Below are 21377 nucleotides of genomic sequence, written 5' to 3' on the forward strand. Positions count from 1 at the left end.
GTCGAGTCGGCGCGCAGCGCGTATCGAGACCACGCGAGGCCTCGATACGCTCCTTCGTCGCTACTCGACCGACGGGGCCGGGGCCGGGGCCGGGGCCGTCGAGGCGCGCACGACGAGCTCGGGAGCGAAGAACACCTCGTCGCCGATCGCCCGTTCGCTCGACATCTGGCGCATGAGCAGTTCGATGATCATCTTGCCCATCGACTCGATGGGCTGCCGGACCGTCGTGAGCGGCGGCTCGGTGCAGTTCATGAGCGCCGAGTCGTCGAAGCCGATCACCGACACGTCCTCGGGGACGCGGAGGCCGGCCCGCCGGGCCGCGCGCACGGCGCCGAGCGCCATCGGGTCGCTCGCGCAGACGATGCCGGTGACGCCCGCGGCCAGGAGCTTCGAGGCCGCGGTCTGCCCCGATTCGAGCGAGTAGAACGAGTGCACGACCCGCTCGTCGGGGAGCTCGAGTCCGAGTCGTGCCGCCATGGCGATCGCCGCGGCGTGCTTGCGCCGCGACGGCATGTGATCGCTCGGCCCGAGCAGGATCCCGATGCGTTCGTGCCCGAGCTGCGCGAGGTGCCCGAGCGACTGCTCCATCGACATGGCGTCGTCGCACGAGACGGTCGCGAAGTCGAGGCCGTCGATGGGTGCGTTGACGAGCACGGTCGGGAGCCCGAGCTCGCGGAGGCGCTCGTAGTGGTCGTGGTTGACGTCGGCCTGCGCGTACGCCCCGCCGGCGAAGATGACGCCCGAGACCTGCTGGTGCAGCAGGAGCTCGACGTAGTCCGACTCCGAGATCCCGCCCGCGGTCTGGATGCAGAGCACCGGCGTGAAGCCGTTCTGTGCGAGGCCGCCGCCGATGACCTCGGCGAGCGCGGGGAAGATCGGGTTCTGCAGCTCGGGCATCACCAGTCCCACGAGGCGGGCCCGCTCACCGCGGAGCTTCGTCGGCCGCTCGTAGCCGAGCACGTCGAGCGCCGTCAGCACGGCGTCGCGGGTCGAGGCCGAGACGCCGGGCTTGCCGTTGAGCACCCGGCTGACGGTCGCCTCGCTGACTCCGACCTTGCGCGCGACATCCGCCAGCCTTCTCGACATGGCGGCAATGCTACGCGAGGCGATGCAAGAACTCGACAATCGCCCGGCACCCGGCCGCACCCTCAAGCCCTTGCCACCCGGCTCCCGACGGGGCCAGCATCGGAATGGCACGAAGGGAGCACCGATGACCCACGACGCCGACAGCAGCTCGGAACGAGGCCCGGCGCGCGGCGGTGCTGCCCGCTGGTTCCACGCGCACGCCCTGTTCCTCGTCTGCATGGCGGTCTTCGTGCCGTGCCTCGCGGGCATGGCCGCGAGCGGATTCCAGGTTGCGAACGAAGCGCGGCTCGACCACGGCGCCGGTCCCCTCCCGTTCGCCGACTACCTGCGGTCCGGGCAGTTCATCGAGGCGACCTTCGAGAACTGGGAGTCGGAGTTCCTGCAGATGGGCGCCTACGTGGTGCTGACGGTCTTCCTCTTCCAGAAGGGATCGAGCGAGTCGAAGCCGATCGGCCGGCGCACCCCGCAGGACGACGACCCCAGGGCCGCCGAGCTCGGCCCCGACACCCCGTGGCCCGTTCGCCGCGGGGGATTCGTGCTCGTGCTCTACGAGAACTCGCTCGCGCTCTTCTTCCTCGTGCTGTTCGGCCTCTCGTTCTGGCTCCACGCCGTCGGCGGCGCCGAGGCGTACTCGGAGGAGCAGCGTCTGCACGGCTTGCCCGGGACTTCGGCGTGGGAGTACCTCGGCACCGCGCAGTTCTGGTTCGAGTCGATGCAGAACTGGCAGAGCGAGTTCCTCGCCGTCGCGGCGATCGTGGGAGCCTCCGTGTACCTGCGCCAGCGAGGCTCGCCCGAATCGAAGCCCGTCGCGACCCCGCACCACGAGACCGGTGCCTGACGGCACGGCATCGGACTACAGTGCAGCCATGGGCAAACTGATCTACAACTCCTCGACGCGGGAACTCGACATCGACGACCGCACCCTCGCCCACCTCCGGATCGCGATCCTCAACAAGCTTCGGCGCTCGGAGAGCTTCGCGCTGACGTGGGAGCACGGCGTCGAGAACGGCAGCGGCCGCACGACGCTGTGGCTGAACGAGTCGATCCCGTTGCAGTTCGTCTTCAGCGGCAATCGCCCGCCGACGCTCAATCGCCTCTGGATCGAGCAGCTGCTGCTGACGGCCAACAGCACGAGCGGCCTCCACTACGTGCCGGAGCCCGACGAGAGCGAGGAGCTCGAGAACGACTGAGCGGTCGCCTCAGTCGACCGGTTCGATCTGCGTGAGCACGAACCGGCGTTCGTCGTGCGTGAGCAGGTCGGGTGCGTGCGCCCCCGTGATGCGTTCGATCTCGGCCGCGACCTCTTCGTGGAGCGGCGCCTCGAGGTCTTCGAGAACGCGATGCTTCGCGCGGATCGAGAGCTTCGGCCACCAGTCCTCGATCGCTGGTCGTGATACCTGCGATTCATCGGCGCCCATCGAAACCACCTCCCGGATTTCCGGAGCCGGAATGCTCCCCCACCTCCCGTTTACCAGCCGAGGCGTCGGCTGACAAGCCCCTCGCGATCAGGGCGTCGCGCTGCGTACGGTGGCCACCGGGCGCCGACGGTGCGCCCGGAACGGGAGGATCATCATGAGCACGACCGTGACCGCATCGACCGACGTCGACGTCCCCATCCGCGTCGCGTACGACCAGTGGACGCAGTTCGAGACGTTCCCCGAGTTCCTGAGCGGTGTGGGGATGAGGTGACGCAGCTCGACGCCGACCTCACCCATTGGGTGGTCTCGATCGGCGGAGTGCGTCGCGAGTTCGACGCCGACATCAGCGACCAGGTTCCCGACGACCACATCGCGTGGCGGAGCGCGGGCGAAGTGCTGCACCGCGGTCGGGTGCAGTTCGCCCCAGAGGGACCGGACCGCACCCGAATCGACCTCGAGATCGAGTGGCAGCCGGAAGGGTTCGTCGAACAGGCCGGCGCCGCGCTGCAGATCGACGACCTGCAAGTGAAGCGCGACCTGCACCGATTCAAGGAGTTCGTCGAGGATCGCGGGGCGGAGGGCGGCGGATGGCGCGGCGAGATCCACCGGGGCGGAGCGACGCCGGTGCCCCCGCGCGCAGACCGCGCCGACGGTGCCGTCGGCGCGGACCCCGATCTCAATGTGTGAAACGGGTGATTCGGGCCTCGGGCAGGCCAGGGCTCAGGCGGGGCGCGCCCCGTCGCCGGCCGGCGTAGGGGACCTTCCCTGCTCGACCTCCTGCACGTCGACGCCCACCTGCACCGGCTGCTCGACGACGGTCGGGATCGCCGAGGTGTCGAGCTGCTCGGGCACGAGTTGCACGCCCCCGGTGCTGTTCGCCGACCGCATCAGGTCCTCGATCCACTTGCGGCTGAGCTCGGGCGTCTCGGGCTCGTCGAACACGAAGCGGAGCGGAATCGACTGATGGAGCCAGAGCGTGCTCCGCCCACGCGGCTGGTCGTCGGTGTGACGCCACGAGAGGGTGAAGCTCTCGCCGCGCCGCAGCTTGGTGATGATCGCGACCTTGAGGTGCGCGAGCGCCCGGTCCTCGATACCGATCGGCGTGCCGGAGTCACCGTAGTAGAGGGTTCCCACTTCGTCAGCCTATGCCTCTCCGGCGCACACGTCGCCAGTCATGGGACGAGCGGTCCGCTCGCCGATCGAGCGGGAGACCCGGTGGGCCTCCCGCTCGATGCACGTTCGCGTGGGTCTCATACCGCGCGGTTCCCACCGATGTACCGCACCAGGAACACGATGACGGCGATGATGGCGAGTGCCAGGCCGACCCAGAGCAGGAAGTTCAGTGTCGGCACGACTCCGCCCGTGATGAGCAGCGCGACGGCGGCGATGGCGATGATGACGACGAGGATGTTCATGATTCCTCCTTCACGTCTCCGACGCTACGGGTCCCCGGCCGCCCATGCGAGGGGTTGACCTCACAGCGGAACCACGTGTAAGCGCGTGCACGAGCACGTCGGCGAGGACGGTCTCGCGCCGCTGTCAATCCCCTCCCGCCCGCCATGGGCCCGGCGTACCGTGGCTCGCGTTCGAGGGGGCGAATCACCATGATGAACGACCGACTGATCGATCCGACGACCAAGCACACCACCGACCGATTCCCGCGCCAGGAACAGGCGCCTCCCGGGCTCACCGAGGCGATGTCGCCGCTCCCCGACCACGGCGAGCAGAGCTACCGCGGCAGCGGCCGCCTCGAAGGGCTCCGCACGCTGATCACCGGCGGGGACTCGGGCATCGGTCGTGCGATCGCGATCGCATTCGCCCGTGAGGGAGCCAAGGTCGCGATCTCCTACCTGCCCGAGGAACAGCCCGACGCCGACGAGACGGCGAGCTGGATCACCGACGCCGGCAGCGACCCGTTGCTGCTGCCCGGCGACCTCCGCAGCGAGGCGCATTGCAACGAGCTCATCGAGCACACCGAGCAGGCGTTCGGCGGCCTCGACGTGCTCGTCCTGAACGCCGCCCACCAGCGCGACCGCGAGGGCATCGAAAACGTGCCGAGCGACGACTTCGAGACGGTGATGCGGGTCAACCTGTTCGCCCCGGTGTTCCTCGCCCGCGCAGCCGTGCCACTCATGGAGCCGGGGGCGAGCATCATCACGACCGCCTCGATCCAGGCCACCGAGCCCTCGCCGGCGCTCGTCGACTACGCGATGACCAAGGCGGCGCTCGTCGCGTTCACCAAGGCCCTCGCCGAAGAGCTCGGGCCCCGGGGCATCCGCGTGAACGCCGTCGCACCCGGACCGGTCTGGACGCCGCTCATCCCCGCGACGGGCTGGCCCGACAAGATCACCGACTTCGGCAAGGACACCCCGCTCGGCCGAGCCGGACAGCCGGCCGAGCTCGCCCCCGCCTACGTCTACCTCGCCTCCGACGACGCCTCGTACGTGTCGGGGGCGGTGCTGCCGGTGACCGGCGGACGGCCGTTCTGAACGGCCGGATCGACGAACGATCAGGAAGGAGCGCACCATGCCCGGACGCAGGAACGCCTCGCTCAAGGACCCGGAGCTCTACGAGGAGCTCCGCGAGGACGGCGCCTCGAAGGAGAAGGCGGCGCGCATCTCGAACGCCGCGGCGGCGCAGGGTCGGAGCGCGATCGGCCGTAAAGGCGGCCAGCACGGCGACTACGAGGACTGGAGCGTCGACGAGCTGCGCCGGCGCGCGAAGGAGCTCGGCCTCACCGGGTACAGCGGCAAGCGCAAGGCCGAGCTGATCTCGGCGCTGCGCAACCACTGAGCCCGGCTTACGGGATCGCGCGATGCCGCGGCTGAAGCGGGTCGTGCCCTACGTCTCACCTGGCTACGCGCGGGTGAGACGAGGGCGCGGCTTCGGGTACGTCCACAGCGACGGTGGGTCGGCGGGTCGCGCCGAGCGGGCACGCATCGCCGAACTCGCCGTGCCGCCCGCCTGGCAGGAGGTCTGGATCTCGGACTCGGCGAACGCCCACCTGCTCGCGGTCGGCGTCGACGCGGCCGGACGTCGCCAGTACCTCTATCACCCCTCATGGCGGGAGCGGCAGGACGTCGAGAAGTTCCAGCGGATGGCCGAGCTCGCGCGGGCCCTGCCCGCGGCGAGACGAAGCGCACGGCACGACCTCTCACTCGACGGGATGCCTCGCGCCCGCGTGCTCGCGGCCGCGTTCACGACGCTCGACCTCGGCGCGATCCGCATCGGCTCGGAGGAGTCGCTCGCCGGATTCCGCAACCGCGGGCTGACGACCCTGCTCGTGCGCAACGCGAGCCTCGAGGACGAGGAGACGGTCCGCCTCAGGTTCCGGGCGAAGGGCGGCGTCGCGCAACAGCTGCGCATCATTGACACCGGACTGGCCGGTTACGTCGAAAGTGCGGGCGAACGGTCGCGAGCCGCACGGCTCTACGCCTGGACCGAGGGCCGAGCCCACCGCGCGGTCGCGCCGGTCGACGTGAACGACGACATCCGCGAGCGCACGGGTGGCGAGTTCACGGCGAAGGACTTCCGCACCCTGCGCGGCACCCTCGTCGCCGCGGAGCATCTGGCGCTGATCGGCCCGGCGGGCACGGTGCGGGCCCGCGCGACCGCAGTGCGCGACGCGGTCGAGGCGACCGCCATGGCCCTCGGCAACACGCCCGCGATCGCGAAGGGGAGCTACATCGATCCACGGGTCGTCGCGGCGTACGAGCGGGGCGCGGTCGTGGCATCCGGTGCCGACCGAGAGCGTCGCCTGCTCGAACTGCTCGCCTCCGACGGCGAGTGAGCAGGCGTCTCCGCCGGGGCGAGACCGCTGCTCATCCCTCGTCCTCGCGACGCACCTCGTCGGGCGACTTGTCGGGCCTGAGGCCGCGCCAGCGCGGGTGGCGGGCGACGCCCGTGCCCGTCCATTCGCTGAACTCGATCTCGCCGACGAGCTCGGGGTGCACCCAGACGGCGTCGACGGCGTCCATGGCGGGCACCTCGACGAACGGCGGATCGGGTCGCACCGTCGCGTCGAGCCGGGCGAGCAGCTGCTCGAGCTCGCGCTCCCGGAACCCCGAGCCCACGCGCCCGACGTACTCGAGCACCCGCTCCCCCTCGGTGCCGTCGCCCTCGACCGGGATGCCGACGAGGAGCGACCGGATGCGCCCGGCCCGGCCCCCGACCCCGCGCCGGTAGCCGCCGACGACGACCTCCTGCGTGCGGGTGAGCTTGAGCTTCACCCAGTCGTCGGAGCGCACGCCCGGGCGGTACACCGAGCCCGGACGCTTCGCCATGATCCCCTCGAGGCCGAGCACCCGGCTCTCCTCGAGCGCTTCCTCAGGGCTCCCCTCGGCGAGCGCCGGCACCTCGACGGGCACCCCGCGCCGCGGCCGCACGAGTGCCTCCAGGCGGGCGCGTCGCACCCGGTACGGCTCGTCGACGAGCGACTCGCCGTCGGCCTCGAGCACGTCGAAGAGCAGCAGGCGCACCGGCACGGATGCCGCGACCTCGGCGATCTCGCGCGGCTTGGTGAGTCCCATCCGCTGCTGGAGCACGCCGAAGTCGGGCCGACCTCCGGCGTCGAGCGCGACGATCTCGCCGTCGAGCAGGGCATCGCCGTCGAGCAGCTCGGGCAGGCGGTGCAGCTCTGGATACCGGGCGGTGACGTCGATCCCGTTCCGGCTCGACAACCGCACCCGACCCCCCTCGACCCTGGCGAGCGCGCGGATCCCGTCCCACTTCCACTCGAACGCCCAGTCCTCGCCGCGCAGCAAGCCGAGCGTGCCGGGCGTCGCGAGCATCGGCGCCTCACGCACGGGCGACGCCGTCGACCCCGCACCGCTCGTCGAGCCGCTCGAGCGCGGCGCCGCCCGCGCCGGCGAGCCGCCCTGCTCCTTCATCCGGTGCAGCAGCCACGAGCTCTTCTCTCCGCTGCCGTCGGTGCGGATGAGCACGAGTCGCACCCGGCCGAGCGGCCCGCCGGTCGACCCCGCGAGCGTGAAGATCACCTCGTCGTCGCGCCACTTCTCGACGTCGTAGGTGCCGGTGTCCCACACGGTCATCGAGCCGGCCCCGTACTCGCCTGACGGGATCGTGCCCTCGAAGTCCAGGTACTCGATCGGGTGGTCCTCGGTCTGCACGGCGAGGTGGTTCCTCCCCGAGCTCTCGGGCACGCCCTTCGGCACGGCCCAGCTCTTCAGCACCCCGTCGCGTTCGAGCCGCAGGTCGAAGTGGAGTCGCCGCGCGTGGTGCTCCTGGATGACGAATCGCGACTCCTCCCCCACGCGCCCGTCGCCGGGGCCGCCCGGCATCGGCTCGGGAGTGCGGCCCTCCCGCCGCATCGAGAGGTACGTCGCGAGCGGGCCGGGCCCCGAGGCATCCGCGAGCCCGGCCATCGGGTCGCCCCGCTCGGCGACCTGTGCCAGCACCTCGTGCGCCTCGAGGTGGCGCAGCCCCGGGTCCTCGAGCTCGTCCCAGGTGCGCGGCGCCGCGACCGTCGGCCGCAGCCGGCCGCGCAGCGAGTACGGGGCGATCGTGGTCTTCTTGCCGTTGTTCTGGCTCCAGTCGATGAGCACGCGGCCGCCCCGCAGCGACTTGCGCATGCTCGAGACGACGAGCTCGGGGTGATCGGCCTCGAGCGCGCGGGCGAGTTCGTGCGCGACCTCCGACACCTGCTGCGAGGTCTGCGCACCGTCGAGCTCGGCGTAGAGGTGCAGGCCCTTGCTGCCGCTCGTCACCGGCATCGCCTCGAGGCCCATGCCGGCGATGAGATCGCGGACGAGCCGGGCGACCTCGGCGCACTCGGCGAGGCCCATGCCGGGCCCGGGATCGAGGTCGAAGACCATCCGATCGGGATTCGACGCGCTGCCGTCGGGCGCGAAGCGCCACTGCGGCACGTGCAGCTCGAGCGCGGCCTGCTGGGCGAGCCACACGAGCGTCGCCCGGTCGCCCGCGATCGGGTAGGTCTTCGGCCCGTCCGAGTGCTCGATCACGCCGCGCCGGATCCAGTCGGGGGCATGGTCGGCGAGCTGCTTCTCGAAGAAGGGCGCCTCGGGGTCCTCGGCCGTGCCGACGCCGTGCACCCAGCGCTTGCGCGTGATCGGTCGCCCGGCGACGTGGGGCAGCATGACGGGGGCGATCTCGGCGTAGTACGAGATCACCTCGCCCTTGGTCATGCCCGACTCGGGATACATGACCTTGTCGAGGTTCGTCAGCCTGAGCCTCCGGCCGTCGACCTCGACGAGTTGCCGCTCCCCATCGGCCATGCCCCCATCTTGGCGTCTCGCGCCCGCGGTGTCGAAGGTCCCGGGGTTCCCACGAGGCATCCCCGGGTGTGTACTAGGGGGTATGCGAGCCGTCTGGAAGGGGGCGGTCACATTCGGCCTCGTCAATGTGCCCGTCAAGTTGTACAGCGCCACCGAGGATCACGACGTGTCCCTGCATCAGGTGCACGACGAGGACGGCGGGCGCATCAGGTACCAGCGCAAGTGCGAGGTGTGCGGCAAGGTCGTCGCCTATCAGAACATCGACAAGGCCTACGACGACGGCGAACGCACCGTCGTCATCACCGACGCCGACCTCAAGGCGCTGCCTGCCGAGCGCAGCCGCGAGATCGAGGTCGTCGAGTTCGTGCCGAGCGAGCAGATCGACCCGATCATGCTCGACCGCAGCTACTACCTCGAACCCGACTCGGCGTCGAACAAGGCGTACGTGCTGCTGCGCGAGACGCTCGAGTCGACCGACCGCACCGCGATCGTGCAGATGGCGCTGCGGCAGAAGACGCGCCTCGCGGCGCTCCGCGTGCACGGCGACGTACTCGTCGTGCAGACCTTGCTCTGGAGCGACGAGGTGCGCGCCGCCGAGTTCAAGTCCCTCGACGAGCCCGTCAAGATCTCGGCGAAGGAGCTCGACCTCTCGAAGCAGCTCGTCGAGAGCCTCGTCTCCGACTTCGATCCCGAGCAGTACGTCGACGAGTACCAGCAGGAGCTGCGCACGCTCATCGAGGCGAAGCTCGAACAGGGCGAGGCACTCGACACGGCGGCGACGTTCGGGGAGGAGCCCGAGGAGGAGCAGGGCGGCGAGGTCATCGACCTCATGGAGGCGCTGCGCCAGTCGATCGCCGCGAAGCGCGGAGGCAAGGGCGACGAGGCGGCGGCCACCGCGAAGAAGGCGGCTTCCAAGAAGGCGCCCGCGAAGAAGGCGGCGAAGTCGAAGTCGGCGTGAACCCGCGATTCCGGTCGGTGAAACGCGAAGCACGCGGCATCCGACGATGGGATGCCGCGTGCTCGCGTACTGGGGATGCCCCGATTACTCGGCCGAGCACACCTCGGTGACGGTGACCGCAGCGGCCTGGATGTCACCCGTGGCCGCGGCCTGCGCGTCGGCGTCGGCCTGGAAGTCCTCGGTCTCGGTGGTCGGCAGCGTGGCCGCGTAGGTCTCAGCGGCCTCGATCTTCTCCTGGAGGCCGTCGAGCGCCTCGGCGAGCTTGGTGTCGTCGGCAGCCTGCTCGTCGAGCTCGTCGACGCGCTCGGAGTAGCCGTCGAGCTTCTCGAGGAGGGCAGCCTGCTCGGTCGAGGTGAGGATGGCGTTCTGCGCGCCGTTCGAGATGTCGCGCACGGCGACCCGGACGACCTCGCAGTCGTCGCCGCCCTGGGCGGTGGTGCTGTCGTCGCTGCTCGCGGCGCACCCGGTGAACAGCAGGGCGGCGGCGAAGACGAGCGCGGTGGACGTGATGATTCGTTGCATGGTGCAGTTCCCCCTGAATTCAGTGACCCGAAGAGTCTAGCGACGGCCTCGGACACCCGCCGGGGGTCGCGCTGCCCGGGCCCTCCTGCTACCCCCGACGGGCGCGGACGTCCTTGATGCGGCGCCCGAGCATCTGCGCGAAGACGAACACGAGGAAGATCGAGAAGACGACGTTCGACCAGAACGGATCGATCCCCGCCGCGATCAGCGTGCCGAGCGGCGACATCACGCTCGCCGCGATGCCGACGATCGCCGCAGTGCGCAGGTCGACGTTCCGCCGGCGCCAGTTCGCGAGCGTGCCCGAGATCGATCCGGGGATCATCATCATCAGGGAGGTGCCCTTGGCGACGAGGTCGCTCGCGCCGAAGAAGAACATCAGCACGGGCACGACGATGATGCCCCCGCCGACGCCGAGCACGCCCGAGAGCACGCCGGTCACGAAGCCCGTGACCACGAGCAGCGCACCCGAGAGCCACGTCATGTCGATCTCGCTGTCGCGCTGCGGGACGACGAACCAGAGGCTCACGATGACGACGAGCAGGAACGCCAGGAAGAACCAGTGCAGGGTGCGCACCGGGAGCTTCGCGAGGAGCGCACTGCCCACCTGGGAGCCGAGGATCACGCCGGCCGCGAGCAGGAGCGCGGCGACCCAGTCGACCTGGCCCTGGATCGCATAGCTCACGGCGCCCACGACGGCGGCCGGCAGGATGGCCGCGACCGAGGTGCCTGCCGCGAGCCGTTGCGGCATCCCGAGCAGCAGCACGAGGGCCGGCACGATGACGAGGCCGCCGCCGATCCCGAAGAGCCCCGAGAGGAGTCCCCCGAGGAGGCCGACGAGGATGAGGGGAAGGAGGGCTGGGCGGTGGTTCTCGGTCATCGATTCCGGTTTCGTGGTCGTGGACACGGCGGCGCGGTCGGCGCCGCCATGGTTCTGGTGCATCATTTCAGGTCAGTCCTCCGGGCCGATGACGACGGCCGAACCGTCCGAGCGCGGATCGCTCGCGGCAGCGTAGCCGCCGCGCTCGACGCGTATGAGGTTGGAGTGGCCGAGCAACTCGTCGCGACTCGGCACGATCTTGACGTCGAACCCGGCGTCCGCGATCGCGGCACGCACCGCGTCGGGCACGTCCGCCTCGACCGTCGCCGTTCGCCGGGTGTCGCCGACGTCCTGCACCCCGACGACCCAGCGCGGCGCGCAGGTCGCGTCCTCCGGCGTGGCGCCCGCGAACGAGCGCAGGAGCAGGTGCGCATGGATCTGGGGCTGCGCCTGGCCGCCCATCGTCGCCGACACCCAGGCCACCTCCTCGTCGCGGAGCACCAGCACCGGCATGAGCGTGTGGCGGGGCCGCTTCCCCGGCGCGAACGCGTTCGGCGAGGCCTCGTCGAGCGAGAACGACGTGCCCCGATTCTGGAAGAGGATTCCCGTGGTCGGCTCGAGCACGCACGACCCGAACCCGAAGTACACCGACTGTACGAGCGAGACCGCCCACCCGTCGGCGCTGACCACGCTCAGGCCGACGGTGTCGCCGGTCGCGAGCCGCGAGGGCTCGGCGATCCCGGCCGCCGCATCGGCCCCGACGAGTTCGTCGCCGCCGCGTCCGCCGAACGCGGGATCGGCGAGCAGCGCGTCGCGGACGGCGTTGTTGCGCTCGAAGACCGCGGCGGTGCGGCCCGCCCCGACGCCGAGCGGGTCCGAGCACGCCTCGGCCTGCACGGCGTGGAGTGTGCGCAGCAGCGAGAACCCCTGAGTGTTCGGCGGGCTCGTCAGCACCCGGTACGGACCGAAGGGCGCCTCGATCGGCTCGGCGGTCTCCGCCTCATAGGCCGTGGTGTCGCCGAGCACGATGCTCGAGCCGAGAGCTCGGAGCCCCGCGACCCAGCGTTCGGCGAGCTCGCCCGAGTAGAACTCCTCTGCGCCGCCGGCCTGGAGGCGGCGGAGCGAGTCGGCGAGCTCGGGCTGCACGAGCGGGGCTCCCTCTGCCAGCGGCTCGCCGCCGGGGAGGAACACGGCGCGGCACCCCGCGTCGGCCTCGAGGTCGGCGCGCTCGTCGCGGATCGCCGCGGCCACCGAACGGGCGGTCGGCACGCCGTCTGCCGCGAAGCGGACGGCGGCCTCGAGATGCTGCCCCCAGCTACGGCTGGCGCCGAGCTCATGCAGCGTCTCCCAGCCGCGGATGCCGCCGGGGACCGTGACCGTGTCGACGCCGCGCGCGGGCAGGGCGTCGCCGTGACGCTCGCGCAGCTCGGCGAGGCTCGACGCGGCGGCCGCCGGGCCCGTCGCGTTCACGAACACGACGGTGCCGTCGGGCTTGCGGACCAGGGCGACGAGATCGCCGCCGAGGGCGACGTTGTTCGGATAGACGACGCAGAGCGCCGCGGCCGCGGCGAGGGCTGCGTCGATCGCGTTCCCGCCCGCCCGAAGCGCGTCGGCGCCGGCCTCGGTGGCCAGGTGGTGCGAAGTCGCGACTGCGCCGCGGGCGGGCGCGGAGGCCCGGGAATTCTCGTCGTTCACGGCGTTCGGTGCGGTCGTCATCGCTCTCACTGATTCCCCTCGATGGCGGATGGGACGGCCATGCCCGTGGTCGCGAACTCGCCGCGGGGGCCGACCCGTCGGGCGACGGCCTCCAGGGCGCCGGGCGTCCGCCAGTCGAGCGACGGCACGCTGTCGCGGAGGATCCGCGTGTACTCGTCGACGGGATCCGTCAGCACCCGGGCGGTCGGGCCCTGTTCGACGATCCGGCCGTTGCGCATGACCACGACGTCGTCGGTCAGGTGGCCGACCACGGCCAAGTCGTGCGAAATGAGCACGTAGCCCGTCCCGGTCTCGCGCTGAACGTCGACGAGCAGGTTCAGGATCTGCGCCTGGATCGAGATGTCGAGCGCCGCGACGGCCTCGTCGAGCACGACGATCTCGGGCTGCACCGCCAGCGCGCGTGCGATCGCCACGCGCTGGCGCTGGCCGCCCGAGAGGTCCTTCGGACTCCGTTCGCGTTGCACGGACGTCAGGCCGACGAGGTCGCACAGCTCGGCGATCCTCCCCTCCCGCTCCGCGCTCGACGCCGGACCGTGGATGCGCAGCACCTCGCGCAGGCACGAGGCGACGCTCTGCCTGGAGTCGAGCGAGCCGAACGGGTCCTGATAGACCATCTGCGTCAGCTTGGCACGGCGTCGCCGGGCACGCGCCGAGCGGACCGGCACGGTCATGTCCTCGCCGCACACGGTGACGCTCCCGGACGTGGCCTGCTCGAGCCCCATGATCATGCGCGCGGTTGTGGACTTGCCGGAGCCCGATTCGCCCACGATGCCGAGATTGCGCCCGCGCAGCATCTCGAAGCTCGCGCCCTCGACGGCGACGAGCTCGTGTCCGCCGCGGTGGAACACCTTGCGGAGATCACGGACCTCGATGAGGACGTCCGTTCCCGTGTCCGCGGTCGTCATCGTCGACCCACCTCCTCGTCGATCTCGGCCCGGAGCTCCTCGGTGATGGTCGCCAGGCGCTGCCGGCCGCTGCCGAGGCTCGGCCGGGCGCGGAGCAGCGCCATCGTGTACGGATGCCTCGACTCGAAGATGCGGTCGGCCGCGAAGCCGTCGACGATGCCGCCGCGGTACATCACGTAGACGCGGTCGCAGAGTGCGGCGGCGAGCTCGAGGTCGTGGGTGATGAACATCATGCCGATGCCGCGTTCACGGACCTGGCTGCGCAGCAGGAAGGCGACCTCGGCCTGCCTGGTCACGTCCAGGGCCGTCGTCGGTTCGTCGGCGAGGATGAGCCTCGGGTCGGTGGCGAGTGCCGCGGCGATCACCGCGCGCTGCAGCATGCCGCCCGAGAACTGGTACGGGTAGGCGCTGAGCTGCGTCTCCGGCTCGGTGATGCCGACCTCCCGGCAGAGCTTCGTGATGCGGGCGACGGCGTCTCGACGGCTCATCCGCCGGTTCACCAGGAGCGCCTCGGTGAGGAAGTCGCCGACGGTGTGCACCGGGTTCACGTGGGCCCGGGGATCCTGGTAGACGATGCCGAGCTCGCGGTCGCGGAACGCCCGGTAGGCGCTCCGCGACAGCGTCGTCAGCTCGGTGCCCTCGTAGGCGATCGAACCGCTCGCCTCGATGCCGTTGGGCAGGAGGCCGGCGATCGCCTTCAGGGTCATCGACTTGCCCGACCCCGATTCGCCGATGACGCCGACGATCTCGCCGTGGCCGATCGTGAGGTCGATGCCCGAGACGATGGGATCGCCCGCGCTCGTGCGGAGCGAGAGGTCCGCGACCGTGACGAGGCTCATATGCGGATCTCCTTCACCTTGCCGACGCGATCGGCGAGCCGGTCGCCGATGAGCGAGACGGCGCACACGGAGACCACGATCGCCGCGCACGCCACTACCGACTCCTCCCAGTAGCCCTGCATGACGCCGCTCTGCCCCTCGGAGACCATGAGGCCCCAGTCCGCCGTCGGGGGCTGCACGCCCATGCCGAGGAACGACATCGCCGCGAGGTCGACCATGGCGTAGCCGTACGACACGGTCATCTGCGCCATCGCCGTAGGCAGGACCGCGGGCAGCACGTGGAACACTGCGATGCGCCAACGGCTCTGCCCGACGCTGAGCAGCGCGTCGATGTACGGCAGGACCATCTCGCCGACCGCGACGTTCCGTACTATGCGGCCGATGTAGGGCACATAGGCGATGGCCAGCGCGATCACGACGGGCGCGAGGCCCGCACCGAACATGGCGACGGCGAGGATCGCGAGCAGCATGCCGGGGAACGCGAACCCGATGTCGAGGAGGCGGCTGAGCACCCGGTCGACCACTCCCCCGGCGACGGCCGAGACGATGCCGATGAGGGTGCCGAGCACGCCCGCGACGAGCACGATCACGGCCGGCGCCACGAGGCTCACCCGCGCGCCGTAGAGGAGGCGGCTGAAGATGTCGCGTCCGGAGCTGTCGGTGCCGAGGATCGCTCCAGGCTCCATCGGCCGATAAGTGCGGCTGAAGTCCGACGCGGTCGGGTCGATCGGCGTGAGGAGCGGCGCGAACACGGCTGCGAGGACGAACACGGCCAGGACGATCACCGCGACGATCAACGGGATGTCGCGCCGCGGGCGCACGACCGGCGCCGCCTCCTGCTTCGAGCGGAGGAGCGTGGCGGTCATCGGCGCACCACCCTCGCCCGGACGCGAGGATCGACCGCGACCTGGAGGATGTCGACGAGGAGCGCGACGACGACCACGATGGTGATGAGGAGCAGGGTGATCGCCTGGACCACGGCGAAGTCCTTCCTGAGGACGGCGTCGGTCAGGAGGAGTCCGATGCCGTCGAGGGCGAAGGCCTTCTCGATGACGATGGATCCCACGACGAGGCTGGTGAGGGTGACGCCGACCACGGTGGCGATCGGGGTGAGCGCGTTCCGGACGACATGCTGGGCGATGGTGCGACCGCGCGGCAACCCACGACCGATCGCCGTCTGCACGTGGTCTCGCTGCGCCTCCTCCCGGAGGGCGGCGCGGGTGACCCGGACGACGTAGGAGCCCGAGGCGATGGTGAGGGCGATCACCGGCAGGGTCAGATGGTAGACCCTGCTGCCCAGGTCGTCGCCGCCGGAGCCGAAGGTCGGGAACCATCCGAGCCCGACGGCGAAGAGCGAGATCAGCACGAGCGCCGCGACGAACGAGGGCACTGCGACGCCGACCGAGGTCGCGCCGAGGAGCACGTCGCCGAGGCGGCGCCCGCCGAGCGCCGAGACGACGCCGAGGCCGACGCCCACGATGATGATGACCACGAGGCTCATCGCGAGCAGGAGGGCTGTGGTGCCGAGCCGGGGCTCGAGCAGGTTCCACACGTCGTCGCGGTAGGTGATCGACTGGCCGAGGTCGCCGGTGACGACGTCGCCGAGCCAGGCGAACCAGCGGATGAGGAATGGGTCGTCGAGGTGGTACTGCTCGCGGAGCGCCTCGACGGTCTCGGGGCTCACCGTTCTGTTGCCGATGAGGATCGCGATCGGATCGCCGGGCGCGAGGAAGAGCGCGCCGAAGATCAGCAGCGACGACAGGAGGAGTGTCGCGCCGCCCTCGGCGACCCGGATCAGGATGAATCGAAGCATTGTCGTGCTCCAGGTGGGGCGGGCTCGCGCCCGCCCCGTCCCGGATCGTCCTTCCTAGGGGGTGCCGATCTTCGCGGCCCACGGGTAGTAGAGCGCGGCACGTGATGCGGTGGCACCCGTGATGCGGTCGTTCATGTACACGCGGTGCTCGGGGTTCACGACGGTGATGAGCGGGAGGTCGTCGACCATGCGGGTCTGGCCCTCGATGAGCACGGCCGCGCGAGCCTCGTCGTCGGTCGTGGCGAAGCCCTGTCGGACGCTGTCGGTGAGGACCGCGTCGTCGTAGGCGCCGTAGTTGTAAGCGCTGAGCGGGGTGAACTCGCTCATCGAGACGATCGGGTCGGAGACGCCGGCACCGTACTCCTGCACGAGGAAGGCGTCGTACCCGGCGCGCGCGGCCGCATCGAAGTAGAGCTCGGTGAACGAGGTCTGCGGCAGCGTCGTGATGTCGATCTCGAGCCCTGCCTGCTTGGCCGCCGAGGTGAGGATCTCGGCCGTCTTGGCCTCGGCCTCGCTGTCGGCCGGGATCGCGATGGAGATGCCGGTGCCGGCGAGGCCGTTCTCGTCGATGAGCTGCTTCGCCGCTGCGACGTCGAACACCGGCGCGGGGATCTCGTCGTAGGCGGCCTGCCAGGTGTCCGCCGCGTAGCCCCAGGCGCCGGGCTGGATCGGCGTGAGCGACGGCGTGGCCGTACCCCGGAACACGGTCTTCGCGATCGCCTCCCGGTCGAGCAGCAGGCTGAGCGCCTGTCGCACGGCGAGATCCTTCATCGGCCCCTCCTTCTCGGTCGGCCGGATGGCCATCCAGTCGGTCGAGGTGCCGAGCGAGAGCGTGCCGTTCTCGGAAGACGCGAGCGTCTCGGTCGCCGAAAGGGGCGTCGCATAGGCGCCGTCGATGTCACCCGAGACGAGGCTGTTCGTGATGGTGTTCTCATCGGCGACGAAGGTCAGGGTGAGCTCCTGCACGAGCGGCACGAGCTCGGCATCCCAGTACTGCGCGTTCTTCGTCATGGTGATGCTGGAGCCCGAGCGCCACTCGCCGAAGGCGAAGGGCCCGGTACACATGACCCCTCCCTGGGCCGTGCCGTACGCGGCGCCCTGCGACTCGACGAACGCCTTGCTTCCGATGATGCCGGCGGCGGTACCGAGCATGCGCTCGAAGAGCGAGTCGGGCTGCGAGAAGCGGACGGTCACCTCCGCATCGCCCGTCGCGGCGATGGATTCGACGCTGTCGTAGAAGGGAACGCCCCAGTACGAGCCGGCGTCGGCGTCCCGGTGGCGCTCGAGGCTGAAGACGACGTCGGCGGCCGTGAGCGGCGTGCCGTCCCAGAAGGTGACGCCCTCGCGGAGCGTGAACACCGTCGTCAGCTCGTCGGGGTGGTCGATACGCTCGGCGAGCGCAGGACTGAGGCTCAGATCCTCGTTCTGCCGCACGAGCCCCTCGCACATGTTGGCAAGCGTCAGGTTGCTCGAGTCGTCGTAAGCGTAGATCCAGTCGAGCGATGCGGGCTCGCCCGTCTGGATGTTCCAGGTGACGGCGTCGACCTCCCCGGTGCCCGGCGGAGTCGAGGCGAGGCCGCGCGGGATGTCGGCTGCGGCAGCATTGCCGTCGGGCCGCGGGGCTCCGGTGCAGCCGACGAGGAACAGGGTGGGGACGACCAGGCCGGCGACCGCCAGCTTGGCTGCGCGCGAGCGTTTCATGGGGGTGGTTCCTCTCATCGCTGGAGTGGGGGTGGTGCGGATGCGTGCGGGGTGTGCGCGCGTGCGGACGTCGGTCGGACGTCGTCCGCCGGGAGGAGCGCGTCAGTCCGCCCAGAAGTCGCGGACCGCGACGAGGTCCTCAGCGCCGTCCTCGGTGATCACGAGATTGCGCTCGAAGGTGGCGCCCGTATCGCCGACGAAGCAGAACTGCTCGACTGAGACGACCATCCCGGGCTCGAGCACGAGCGTTGAGTCGTCTCGGATCCACGGCGCCTCGAAGCCGAGTCCGAGGCCGTGCCCCCGTGCGGTGAACTCGGCTCGCTCGGGGTCGACCCCGGCGGCGCGGAGGAGGTCGGATCCGGCACGGGCCGCATCGCCGAGCACGACCCCGGGCCGGAACGCGTCGACGACCGCATCGACGGTGGCCCGGGCGAGTTCGTACGAGGCTGCCTGATCGGGGGTCGGATGCCCGCCGACGACCACGCTGCGGGCGAGGTCGAAGAAGTATCCGGCGTAGCTGCCGCTGAGGTCGACGGTGAACAGGTCGCCGTCTGCGAAGACGCGGCTGCTGTGGATGGGCAGGCGATTGTCCTCGCTGCCGCCGGCCGACTGGAACGTGTAGACGAACGCGTTGGCGAGCACCGCCTCACGACGGGTGACGACCCCGGCCATCGCTGCCACGACATCGGCCTCGCGGGCGCCGGGGCGGATCGCCGCGAAGCCGGCCTCGAGGGCCTCGTCCGCGATCGAGGCCGCCTCGCGGAGGAGCGAGATCTCGGCCGCGGACTTGCACAGGCGTAGGCCTTCGACGATGTCGTTGTCGTCCGCGACGGCGAGTTCGGCGAACGCGGGCTCGACTGCGAGGGATCGGGCCTGCTTGCCCGACATGGCGTCGGTGGCGACGAGCAGCAGCGAGCGGACCCGGGGTCGCTGGGCGAGCGCCCCGACGACGTCTCCGACGAGGGTGCGCGACCCCGAACCGTGCCGACCGATCCACGTGGTGACTCCCGACGCGGAATCGTCGACGCCGACCTCGTCAGCGAAGAGCACGACTTCGTCGGCGGTGACGAGCACGGCGGCGAGGCCGCGGTCGCTCCAGACGCCGTCGAGATCGCGGATCGTCGGGAACACCGGGTAGTAGCCCGTGAGGTACCGCAGGTCGGCGTATCGGTCGACCGAGCCGCCGCCGCGCGCCCAGACGAGCGCGGCGTCGTGGCCGCGCTCGTGCAGCAGAGTGCGCAAGGCGGAAATCCGTGCGGCGTACTCGTCTGAGCCGATGAGGTCTCGGGGCATGCGGTCCATCTCGCTTCCTTGCGTGTGTGCCGTGACTCGATTGGTTAGTCCAACAGTCGATTAGTTGAGTAATCTAGATGATGATCGGTGACGCGTCAACGTCATCCGGCTACGCTCGCAAACGAAGAAGCCGCCGAATGGCGGCGAGGGAGGAACGCCAATGGTCGACTGGAGCCAAGTCCGCCCTGCCGGGTCGATCTCCCTGCCAGACCGGATCTCCATCGACATCGAGCGACTCATGCTCGACGGGCAGCTGAACGAGGGCGATCGACTCCCGTCCGAGCGCGAGCTCGCCGAGATCTTCTCGACCTCGCGCGTCTCGCTCCGCCAGGCCCTCCGCGAGCTCGAGATCCGCGGGCTCATCGACCGCAAGCCCGGCCGAGGCACCACGATCCTCTCCCGCGGGCATACCGCGACGTCGGAGTCGGTGCAGCTCGCGAATCGCCTCACGAAGCTCGAGCCTGAGATCGCGCAGATCATGGAGTTCCGCTTCGTCGTCGAACCACCGACGGCCGCGCTCGCGGCGGCCAGGGCGACCCCTCGCGACATCGTGCAGCTCGAGGAGCTCCTCGTGGAGATGACCGCCGACATCTCGACCGAGCGCTACGGCGAACTCGACAAGGCGTTCCACCAGGCGATCTCGCGTTCGAGCTACAACCCGCTGCTCGCCGCCATGAGCGAGCGACTCGCCCACGACATCGCTCCGGTCCGCGATGCGCGCATGCAGTCCGAGCGCCGACGGGCCAACTCGATGCGCGAGCACCAGGAGATCCTCGACGCGATCCGGGCGCACGACGCCGAGCGCGCCGAAGCCGCCGCACGCTTCCACATCGAGTCGATCTCAGCCGAGATCTCGCAGCGCCTCATGGCACCTCCGGCCGAACGCGGCGCATCCGGCCCCGGCGACTCGGACTCCTGAGCTGCGGCATCCCGACGACCTCGGCGCGCTCTCGCGGGTCGCCCCGAGCGGCGGACTGAGAGGCCCCCCGGATATGGGATGCTTCAGGTTGCCGAGCACCAGGGGGCACATGACCGACGCCGAGACGACCGCAGCGAGACCGACCGGCCGCGACATCGTGCCCCGCCGCTTCTGGGTGGGGCTCGTCGCCGTCGCGGCGTACGTGCTCATCGCCGGCGTGGGCGCGAACCTGCTGCTGGAGCTCGTCGCACCGAGCGACGAGCTCGTCGACTTCGCGCTCGGCCATTTCATCTCGGTCCCGATCCTCATCGTCGCCGGGCTCGCCTTCGTACGCCGCTCGGGATGGTCGCGCGACGTCTGGCGCGCCCCGGCCTCATGGGAGACCCGGCCTCGGCGCTGGTGGCTCCTCGCCATCCCGGCGCTCATGCTCATCCAGTCGCTCGTCCAGCTCGGCACCGCGCCCTGGGGCGACCAGCAGCTCGGCGCGATCGTCGTCGTCGCGGTGGGCCTCGCGCTCGTCGGCATCGGCGAAGAGCTCTACTTCCGCGGCATCCTGCGCGTCAGCGTCCGGGCCCACCACGGAGAGTTCCTCACGCTGCTCGTGACGGCCTCGCTCTTCGGCCTCGCCCACTCCTTCGGCTCGCTCATGCAGGGCTTCCCGCTCGGGACCATCGCCTTCCAGGTGAGCGTCACCGCGTTCACGGGCGTCTCCCTCTACGCCGCGTTCCGTGCCACGGGCCGGCTCTGGGTGCCGATGGCCCTGCACGCACTCGACGACTTCTCGATCTACCTGCACTCGGGCGAGCCGAGCAGCGTGCAGGCGCCCGGCACCCCGGTGACCGTCACGGTGCAGCTGCTCCTCGGCGTCCTCGCCGTCGTCCTCGTCGTCAGCACGATCCGCGAAGACGCGCACGCACGGAAGGCGGCCAGCGCGGGCGCGTGACCCGGAAACGGCGAAAGCCCCGCGAATGGCGGGGCTTTCATCAGTGCGGAGACGAGGGGATTTGAACCCCTGGTCCCCTTACGGGGACTCCACCTTAGCAGGGTGGTGCACTCGGCCGGACTATGCGACGTCTCCTTGCGTGTGCGCATGCGCTCACGCGACTGTCATCATAACCCGAGGACACCCCGAATGA

Annotated in this window: 22 protein-coding genes, 1 tRNA gene and 1 pseudogene; 9 read left to right on the forward strand and 15 right to left on the reverse strand. The window is 70.5% G+C overall.

Going from position 1 to position 21377, the window contains the following annotated elements; all coding sequences use genetic code 11:
- Positions 1 to 60 precede the first annotated feature (60 nt).
- Entirely contained in the window at positions 61 to 1086 is a 1026-nt protein-coding gene (locus ACFVTR_RS16900; RefSeq protein ID WP_387039200.1) for a LacI family DNA-binding transcriptional regulator, read from the reverse strand.
- 124 nt (positions 1087 to 1210) lie between these two features.
- Here ACFVTR_RS16900 and ACFVTR_RS16905 point away from each other — a divergent pair, with 124 nt between their 5' ends.
- Both ACFVTR_RS16905 and ACFVTR_RS16910 read left to right on the forward strand, forming a co-directional pair.
- Positions 1211 to 1924, forward strand: coding sequence for a DUF6766 family protein (locus ACFVTR_RS16905; protein WP_387039202.1), 714 nt, complete (start codon positions 1211 to 1213; stop codon positions 1922 to 1924).
- A gap of 28 nt (positions 1925 to 1952) precedes the next feature.
- Positions 1953 to 2276, forward strand: coding sequence for an ATP-dependent DNA ligase (locus tag ACFVTR_RS16910; RefSeq protein WP_387039204.1), 324 nt, complete (start codon positions 1953 to 1955; stop codon positions 2274 to 2276).
- Between the two features lie 9 nt (positions 2277 to 2285).
- Here the strand turns inward: ACFVTR_RS16910 and ACFVTR_RS16915 are convergent, their stop codons facing one another.
- Positions 2286 to 2504 (reverse strand): hypothetical protein, encoded by a 219-nt coding sequence (locus ACFVTR_RS16915; protein WP_387039206.1) that lies wholly within the window; start codon positions 2502 to 2504, stop codon positions 2286 to 2288.
- 267 nt (positions 2505 to 2771) lie between these two features.
- Between ACFVTR_RS16915 and ACFVTR_RS16920 the strand changes: the two genes are divergently transcribed.
- Positions 2772 to 3191, forward strand: a complete 420-nt coding sequence (locus ACFVTR_RS16920; RefSeq protein WP_387039207.1) for an SRPBCC family protein — start codon at positions 2772 to 2774, stop codon at positions 3189 to 3191.
- Positions 3192 to 3335: 144 nt separating this feature from the next.
- Here ACFVTR_RS16920 and ACFVTR_RS16925 read toward each other — a convergent pair.
- Together ACFVTR_RS16925 and ACFVTR_RS16930 are read right to left on the reverse strand one after the other, a co-directional pair.
- Positions 3336 to 3638, reverse strand: a pseudogene (locus ACFVTR_RS16925) (hypothetical protein); the annotation flags it as partial.
- 116 nt (positions 3639 to 3754) lie between these two features.
- Positions 3755 to 3919, reverse strand: coding sequence for a hypothetical protein (locus ACFVTR_RS16930; protein ID WP_387039209.1), 165 nt, complete (start codon positions 3917 to 3919; stop codon positions 3755 to 3757).
- Between the two features lie 192 nt (positions 3920 to 4111).
- Between ACFVTR_RS16930 and ACFVTR_RS16935 the strand changes: the two genes are divergently transcribed.
- Genes ACFVTR_RS16935 through ACFVTR_RS16945 form a run of 3 tightly spaced genes read left to right on the forward strand, consistent with a single transcriptional unit; the run spans position 4112 to position 6294 of the window.
- Positions 4112 to 4993 carry an SDR family oxidoreductase gene (locus tag ACFVTR_RS16935; protein ID WP_387039211.1) on the forward strand — a complete coding sequence of 294 codons (882 nt, stop codon included), beginning with the start codon at positions 4112 to 4114 and terminating at the stop codon, positions 4991 to 4993.
- A 37-nt stretch (positions 4994 to 5030) separates the two neighbouring features.
- On the forward strand, positions 5031 to 5297 hold the full coding sequence (locus tag ACFVTR_RS16940) for a Rho termination factor N-terminal domain-containing protein (protein WP_387039213.1): 267 nt from the start codon (positions 5031 to 5033) through the stop codon (positions 5295 to 5297).
- A 22-nt stretch (positions 5298 to 5319) separates the two neighbouring features.
- On the forward strand, positions 5320 to 6294 hold the full coding sequence (locus ACFVTR_RS16945) for a DNA topoisomerase IB (protein WP_387039214.1): 975 nt from the start codon (positions 5320 to 5322) through the stop codon (positions 6292 to 6294).
- 31 nt (positions 6295 to 6325) lie between these two features.
- Here the strand turns inward: ACFVTR_RS16945 and ACFVTR_RS16950 are convergent, their stop codons facing one another.
- On the reverse strand, positions 6326 to 8758 hold the full coding sequence (locus tag ACFVTR_RS16950) for an ATP-dependent DNA ligase (protein ID WP_387039216.1): 2433 nt from the start codon (positions 8756 to 8758) through the stop codon (positions 6326 to 6328).
- Positions 8759 to 8840: 82 nt separating this feature from the next.
- Here ACFVTR_RS16950 and ACFVTR_RS16955 point away from each other — a divergent pair, with 82 nt between their 5' ends.
- The gene (locus tag ACFVTR_RS16955) at positions 8841 to 9716 is read left to right on the forward strand and encodes a Ku protein (protein WP_387039217.1); all 876 of its coding nucleotides are present in this window, start codon (positions 8841 to 8843) and stop codon (positions 9714 to 9716) included.
- Between the two features lie 84 nt (positions 9717 to 9800).
- Here ACFVTR_RS16955 and ACFVTR_RS16960 read toward each other — a convergent pair whose 3' ends face one another.
- The 9 genes from ACFVTR_RS16960 to ACFVTR_RS17000 all read right to left on the reverse strand — a co-directional run bounded on the left by ACFVTR_RS16960 (position 9801) and on the right by ACFVTR_RS17000 (position 19271).
- Positions 9801 to 10238 carry a hypothetical protein gene (locus ACFVTR_RS16960; protein ID WP_387039219.1) on the reverse strand — a complete coding sequence of 146 codons (438 nt, stop codon included), beginning with the start codon at positions 10236 to 10238 and terminating at the stop codon, positions 9801 to 9803.
- A gap of 88 nt (positions 10239 to 10326) precedes the next feature.
- A complete protein-coding gene (locus ACFVTR_RS16965) occupies positions 10327 to 11115 on the reverse strand; it encodes a sulfite exporter TauE/SafE family protein (RefSeq protein ID WP_387039221.1) in 789 nt (262 codons plus the stop codon).
- A 72-nt stretch (positions 11116 to 11187) separates the two neighbouring features.
- Complete coding sequence (locus ACFVTR_RS16970) at positions 11188 to 12771, reverse strand: gamma-glutamyltransferase family protein (protein ID WP_387039222.1); 1584 nt, start codon at positions 12769 to 12771, stop codon at positions 11188 to 11190.
- Between the two features lie 5 nt (positions 12772 to 12776).
- On the reverse strand, positions 12777 to 13676 hold the full coding sequence (locus tag ACFVTR_RS16975; RefSeq protein WP_387039224.1) for an ABC transporter ATP-binding protein: 900 nt from the start codon (positions 13674 to 13676) through the stop codon (positions 12777 to 12779).
- Positions 13673 to 14515 carry an ABC transporter ATP-binding protein gene (locus ACFVTR_RS16980; RefSeq protein ID WP_387039226.1) on the reverse strand — a complete coding sequence of 281 codons (843 nt, stop codon included), beginning with the start codon at positions 14513 to 14515 and terminating at the stop codon, positions 13673 to 13675. Before ACFVTR_RS16980 ends, ACFVTR_RS16975 begins: the two co-directional genes overlap by 4 nt.
- Entirely contained in the window at positions 14512 to 15381 is an 870-nt protein-coding gene (locus ACFVTR_RS16985) for an ABC transporter permease (protein ID WP_387039227.1), read from the reverse strand. The genes ACFVTR_RS16980 and ACFVTR_RS16985 overlap by 4 nt, the downstream gene beginning before the upstream one ends.
- Positions 15378 to 16328: an ABC transporter permease gene (locus ACFVTR_RS16990; protein WP_387039228.1), complete on the reverse strand. Its 951-nt coding sequence runs from the start codon at positions 16326 to 16328 to the stop codon at positions 15378 to 15380. The genes ACFVTR_RS16985 and ACFVTR_RS16990 overlap by 4 nt, the downstream gene beginning before the upstream one ends.
- Before the next feature lie 54 nt (positions 16329 to 16382).
- Complete coding sequence (locus tag ACFVTR_RS16995) at positions 16383 to 18029, reverse strand: ABC transporter substrate-binding protein (protein ID WP_387039230.1); 1647 nt, start codon at positions 18027 to 18029, stop codon at positions 16383 to 16385.
- A 102-nt stretch (positions 18030 to 18131) separates the two neighbouring features.
- Complete coding sequence (locus ACFVTR_RS17000; protein WP_387039231.1) at positions 18132 to 19271, reverse strand: M24 family metallopeptidase; 1140 nt, start codon at positions 19269 to 19271, stop codon at positions 18132 to 18134.
- Positions 19272 to 19482: 211 nt separating this feature from the next.
- On the opposite strand from ACFVTR_RS17000, the gene ACFVTR_RS17005 reads away from it, so the two are divergent.
- Both ACFVTR_RS17005 and ACFVTR_RS17010 read left to right on the forward strand, forming a co-directional pair.
- The gene (locus tag ACFVTR_RS17005) at positions 19483 to 20241 is read left to right on the forward strand and encodes a FadR/GntR family transcriptional regulator (RefSeq protein WP_387039233.1); all 759 of its coding nucleotides are present in this window, start codon (positions 19483 to 19485) and stop codon (positions 20239 to 20241) included.
- 109 nt (positions 20242 to 20350) lie between these two features.
- Complete coding sequence (locus ACFVTR_RS17010) at positions 20351 to 21184, forward strand: CPBP family intramembrane glutamic endopeptidase (protein WP_387039235.1); 834 nt, start codon at positions 20351 to 20353, stop codon at positions 21182 to 21184.
- 46 nt (positions 21185 to 21230) lie between these two features.
- Here the strand turns inward: ACFVTR_RS17010 and ACFVTR_RS17015 are convergent.
- Positions 21231 to 21319 (reverse strand) — tRNA-Ser (locus ACFVTR_RS17015).
- Positions 21320 to 21377: the final 58 nt, after the last annotated feature.

The organism is Agromyces sp. NPDC058126 (assembly GCF_042884595.1).
Lineage (GTDB): Bacteria > Actinomycetota > Actinomycetes > Actinomycetales > Microbacteriaceae > Agromyces.

Excerpts from the sequence above, each read along its gene's own strand:
- ACFVTR_RS16930 (WP_387039209.1), bottom strand. The coding sequence starts at position 3,919 with ATGAACATCCTCGTCGTCATCATCGCCATCGCCGCCGTCGCGCTGCTC.
- ACFVTR_RS16970 (WP_387039222.1), bottom strand. The coding sequence starts at position 12,771 with ATGACGACCGCACCGAACGCCGTGAACGACGAGAATTCCCGGGCCTCC.
- ACFVTR_RS16910 (WP_387039204.1), top strand. The coding sequence starts at position 1,953 with ATGGGCAAACTGATCTACAACTCCTCGACGCGGGAACTCGACATCGAC.
- ACFVTR_RS17010 (WP_387039235.1), top strand. The coding sequence starts at position 20,351 with ATGACCGACGCCGAGACGACCGCAGCGAGACCGACCGGCCGCGACATC.
- ACFVTR_RS16935 (WP_387039211.1), top strand. The coding sequence starts at position 4,112 with ATGAACGACCGACTGATCGATCCGACGACCAAGCACACCACCGACCGA.
- ACFVTR_RS16975 (WP_387039224.1), bottom strand. The coding sequence starts at position 13,676 with ATGACGACCGCGGACACGGGAACGGACGTCCTCATCGAGGTCCGTGAT.
- ACFVTR_RS16940 (WP_387039213.1), top strand. The coding sequence starts at position 5,031 with ATGCCCGGACGCAGGAACGCCTCGCTCAAGGACCCGGAGCTCTACGAG.
- ACFVTR_RS16985 (WP_387039227.1), bottom strand. The coding sequence starts at position 15,381 with ATGACCGCCACGCTCCTCCGCTCGAAGCAGGAGGCGGCGCCGGTCGTG.
- ACFVTR_RS16990 (WP_387039228.1), bottom strand. The coding sequence starts at position 16,328 with ATGCTTCGATTCATCCTGATCCGGGTCGCCGAGGGCGGCGCGACACTC.
- ACFVTR_RS17005 (WP_387039233.1), top strand. The coding sequence starts at position 19,483 with ATGGTCGACTGGAGCCAAGTCCGCCCTGCCGGGTCGATCTCCCTGCCA.
- ACFVTR_RS16980 (WP_387039226.1), bottom strand. The coding sequence starts at position 14,515 with ATGAGCCTCGTCACGGTCGCGGACCTCTCGCTCCGCACGAGCGCGGGC.
- ACFVTR_RS16995 (WP_387039230.1), bottom strand. The coding sequence starts at position 18,029 with ATGAAACGCTCGCGCGCAGCCAAGCTGGCGGTCGCCGGCCTGGTCGTC.
- ACFVTR_RS16950 (WP_387039216.1), bottom strand. The coding sequence starts at position 8,758 with ATGGCCGATGGGGAGCGGCAACTCGTCGAGGTCGACGGCCGGAGGCTC.
- ACFVTR_RS16915 (WP_387039206.1), bottom strand. The coding sequence starts at position 2,504 with ATGGGCGCCGATGAATCGCAGGTATCACGACCAGCGATCGAGGACTGG.
- ACFVTR_RS16900 (WP_387039200.1), bottom strand. The coding sequence starts at position 1,086 with ATGTCGAGAAGGCTGGCGGATGTCGCGCGCAAGGTCGGAGTCAGCGAG.
- ACFVTR_RS16955 (WP_387039217.1), top strand. The coding sequence starts at position 8,841 with ATGCGAGCCGTCTGGAAGGGGGCGGTCACATTCGGCCTCGTCAATGTG.
- ACFVTR_RS16965 (WP_387039221.1), bottom strand. The coding sequence starts at position 11,115 with ATGACCGAGAACCACCGCCCAGCCCTCCTTCCCCTCATCCTCGTCGGC.
- ACFVTR_RS16945 (WP_387039214.1), top strand. The coding sequence starts at position 5,320 with ATGCCGCGGCTGAAGCGGGTCGTGCCCTACGTCTCACCTGGCTACGCG.
- ACFVTR_RS16960 (WP_387039219.1), bottom strand. The coding sequence starts at position 10,238 with ATGCAACGAATCATCACGTCCACCGCGCTCGTCTTCGCCGCCGCCCTG.
- ACFVTR_RS16905 (WP_387039202.1), top strand. The coding sequence starts at position 1,211 with ATGACCCACGACGCCGACAGCAGCTCGGAACGAGGCCCGGCGCGCGGC.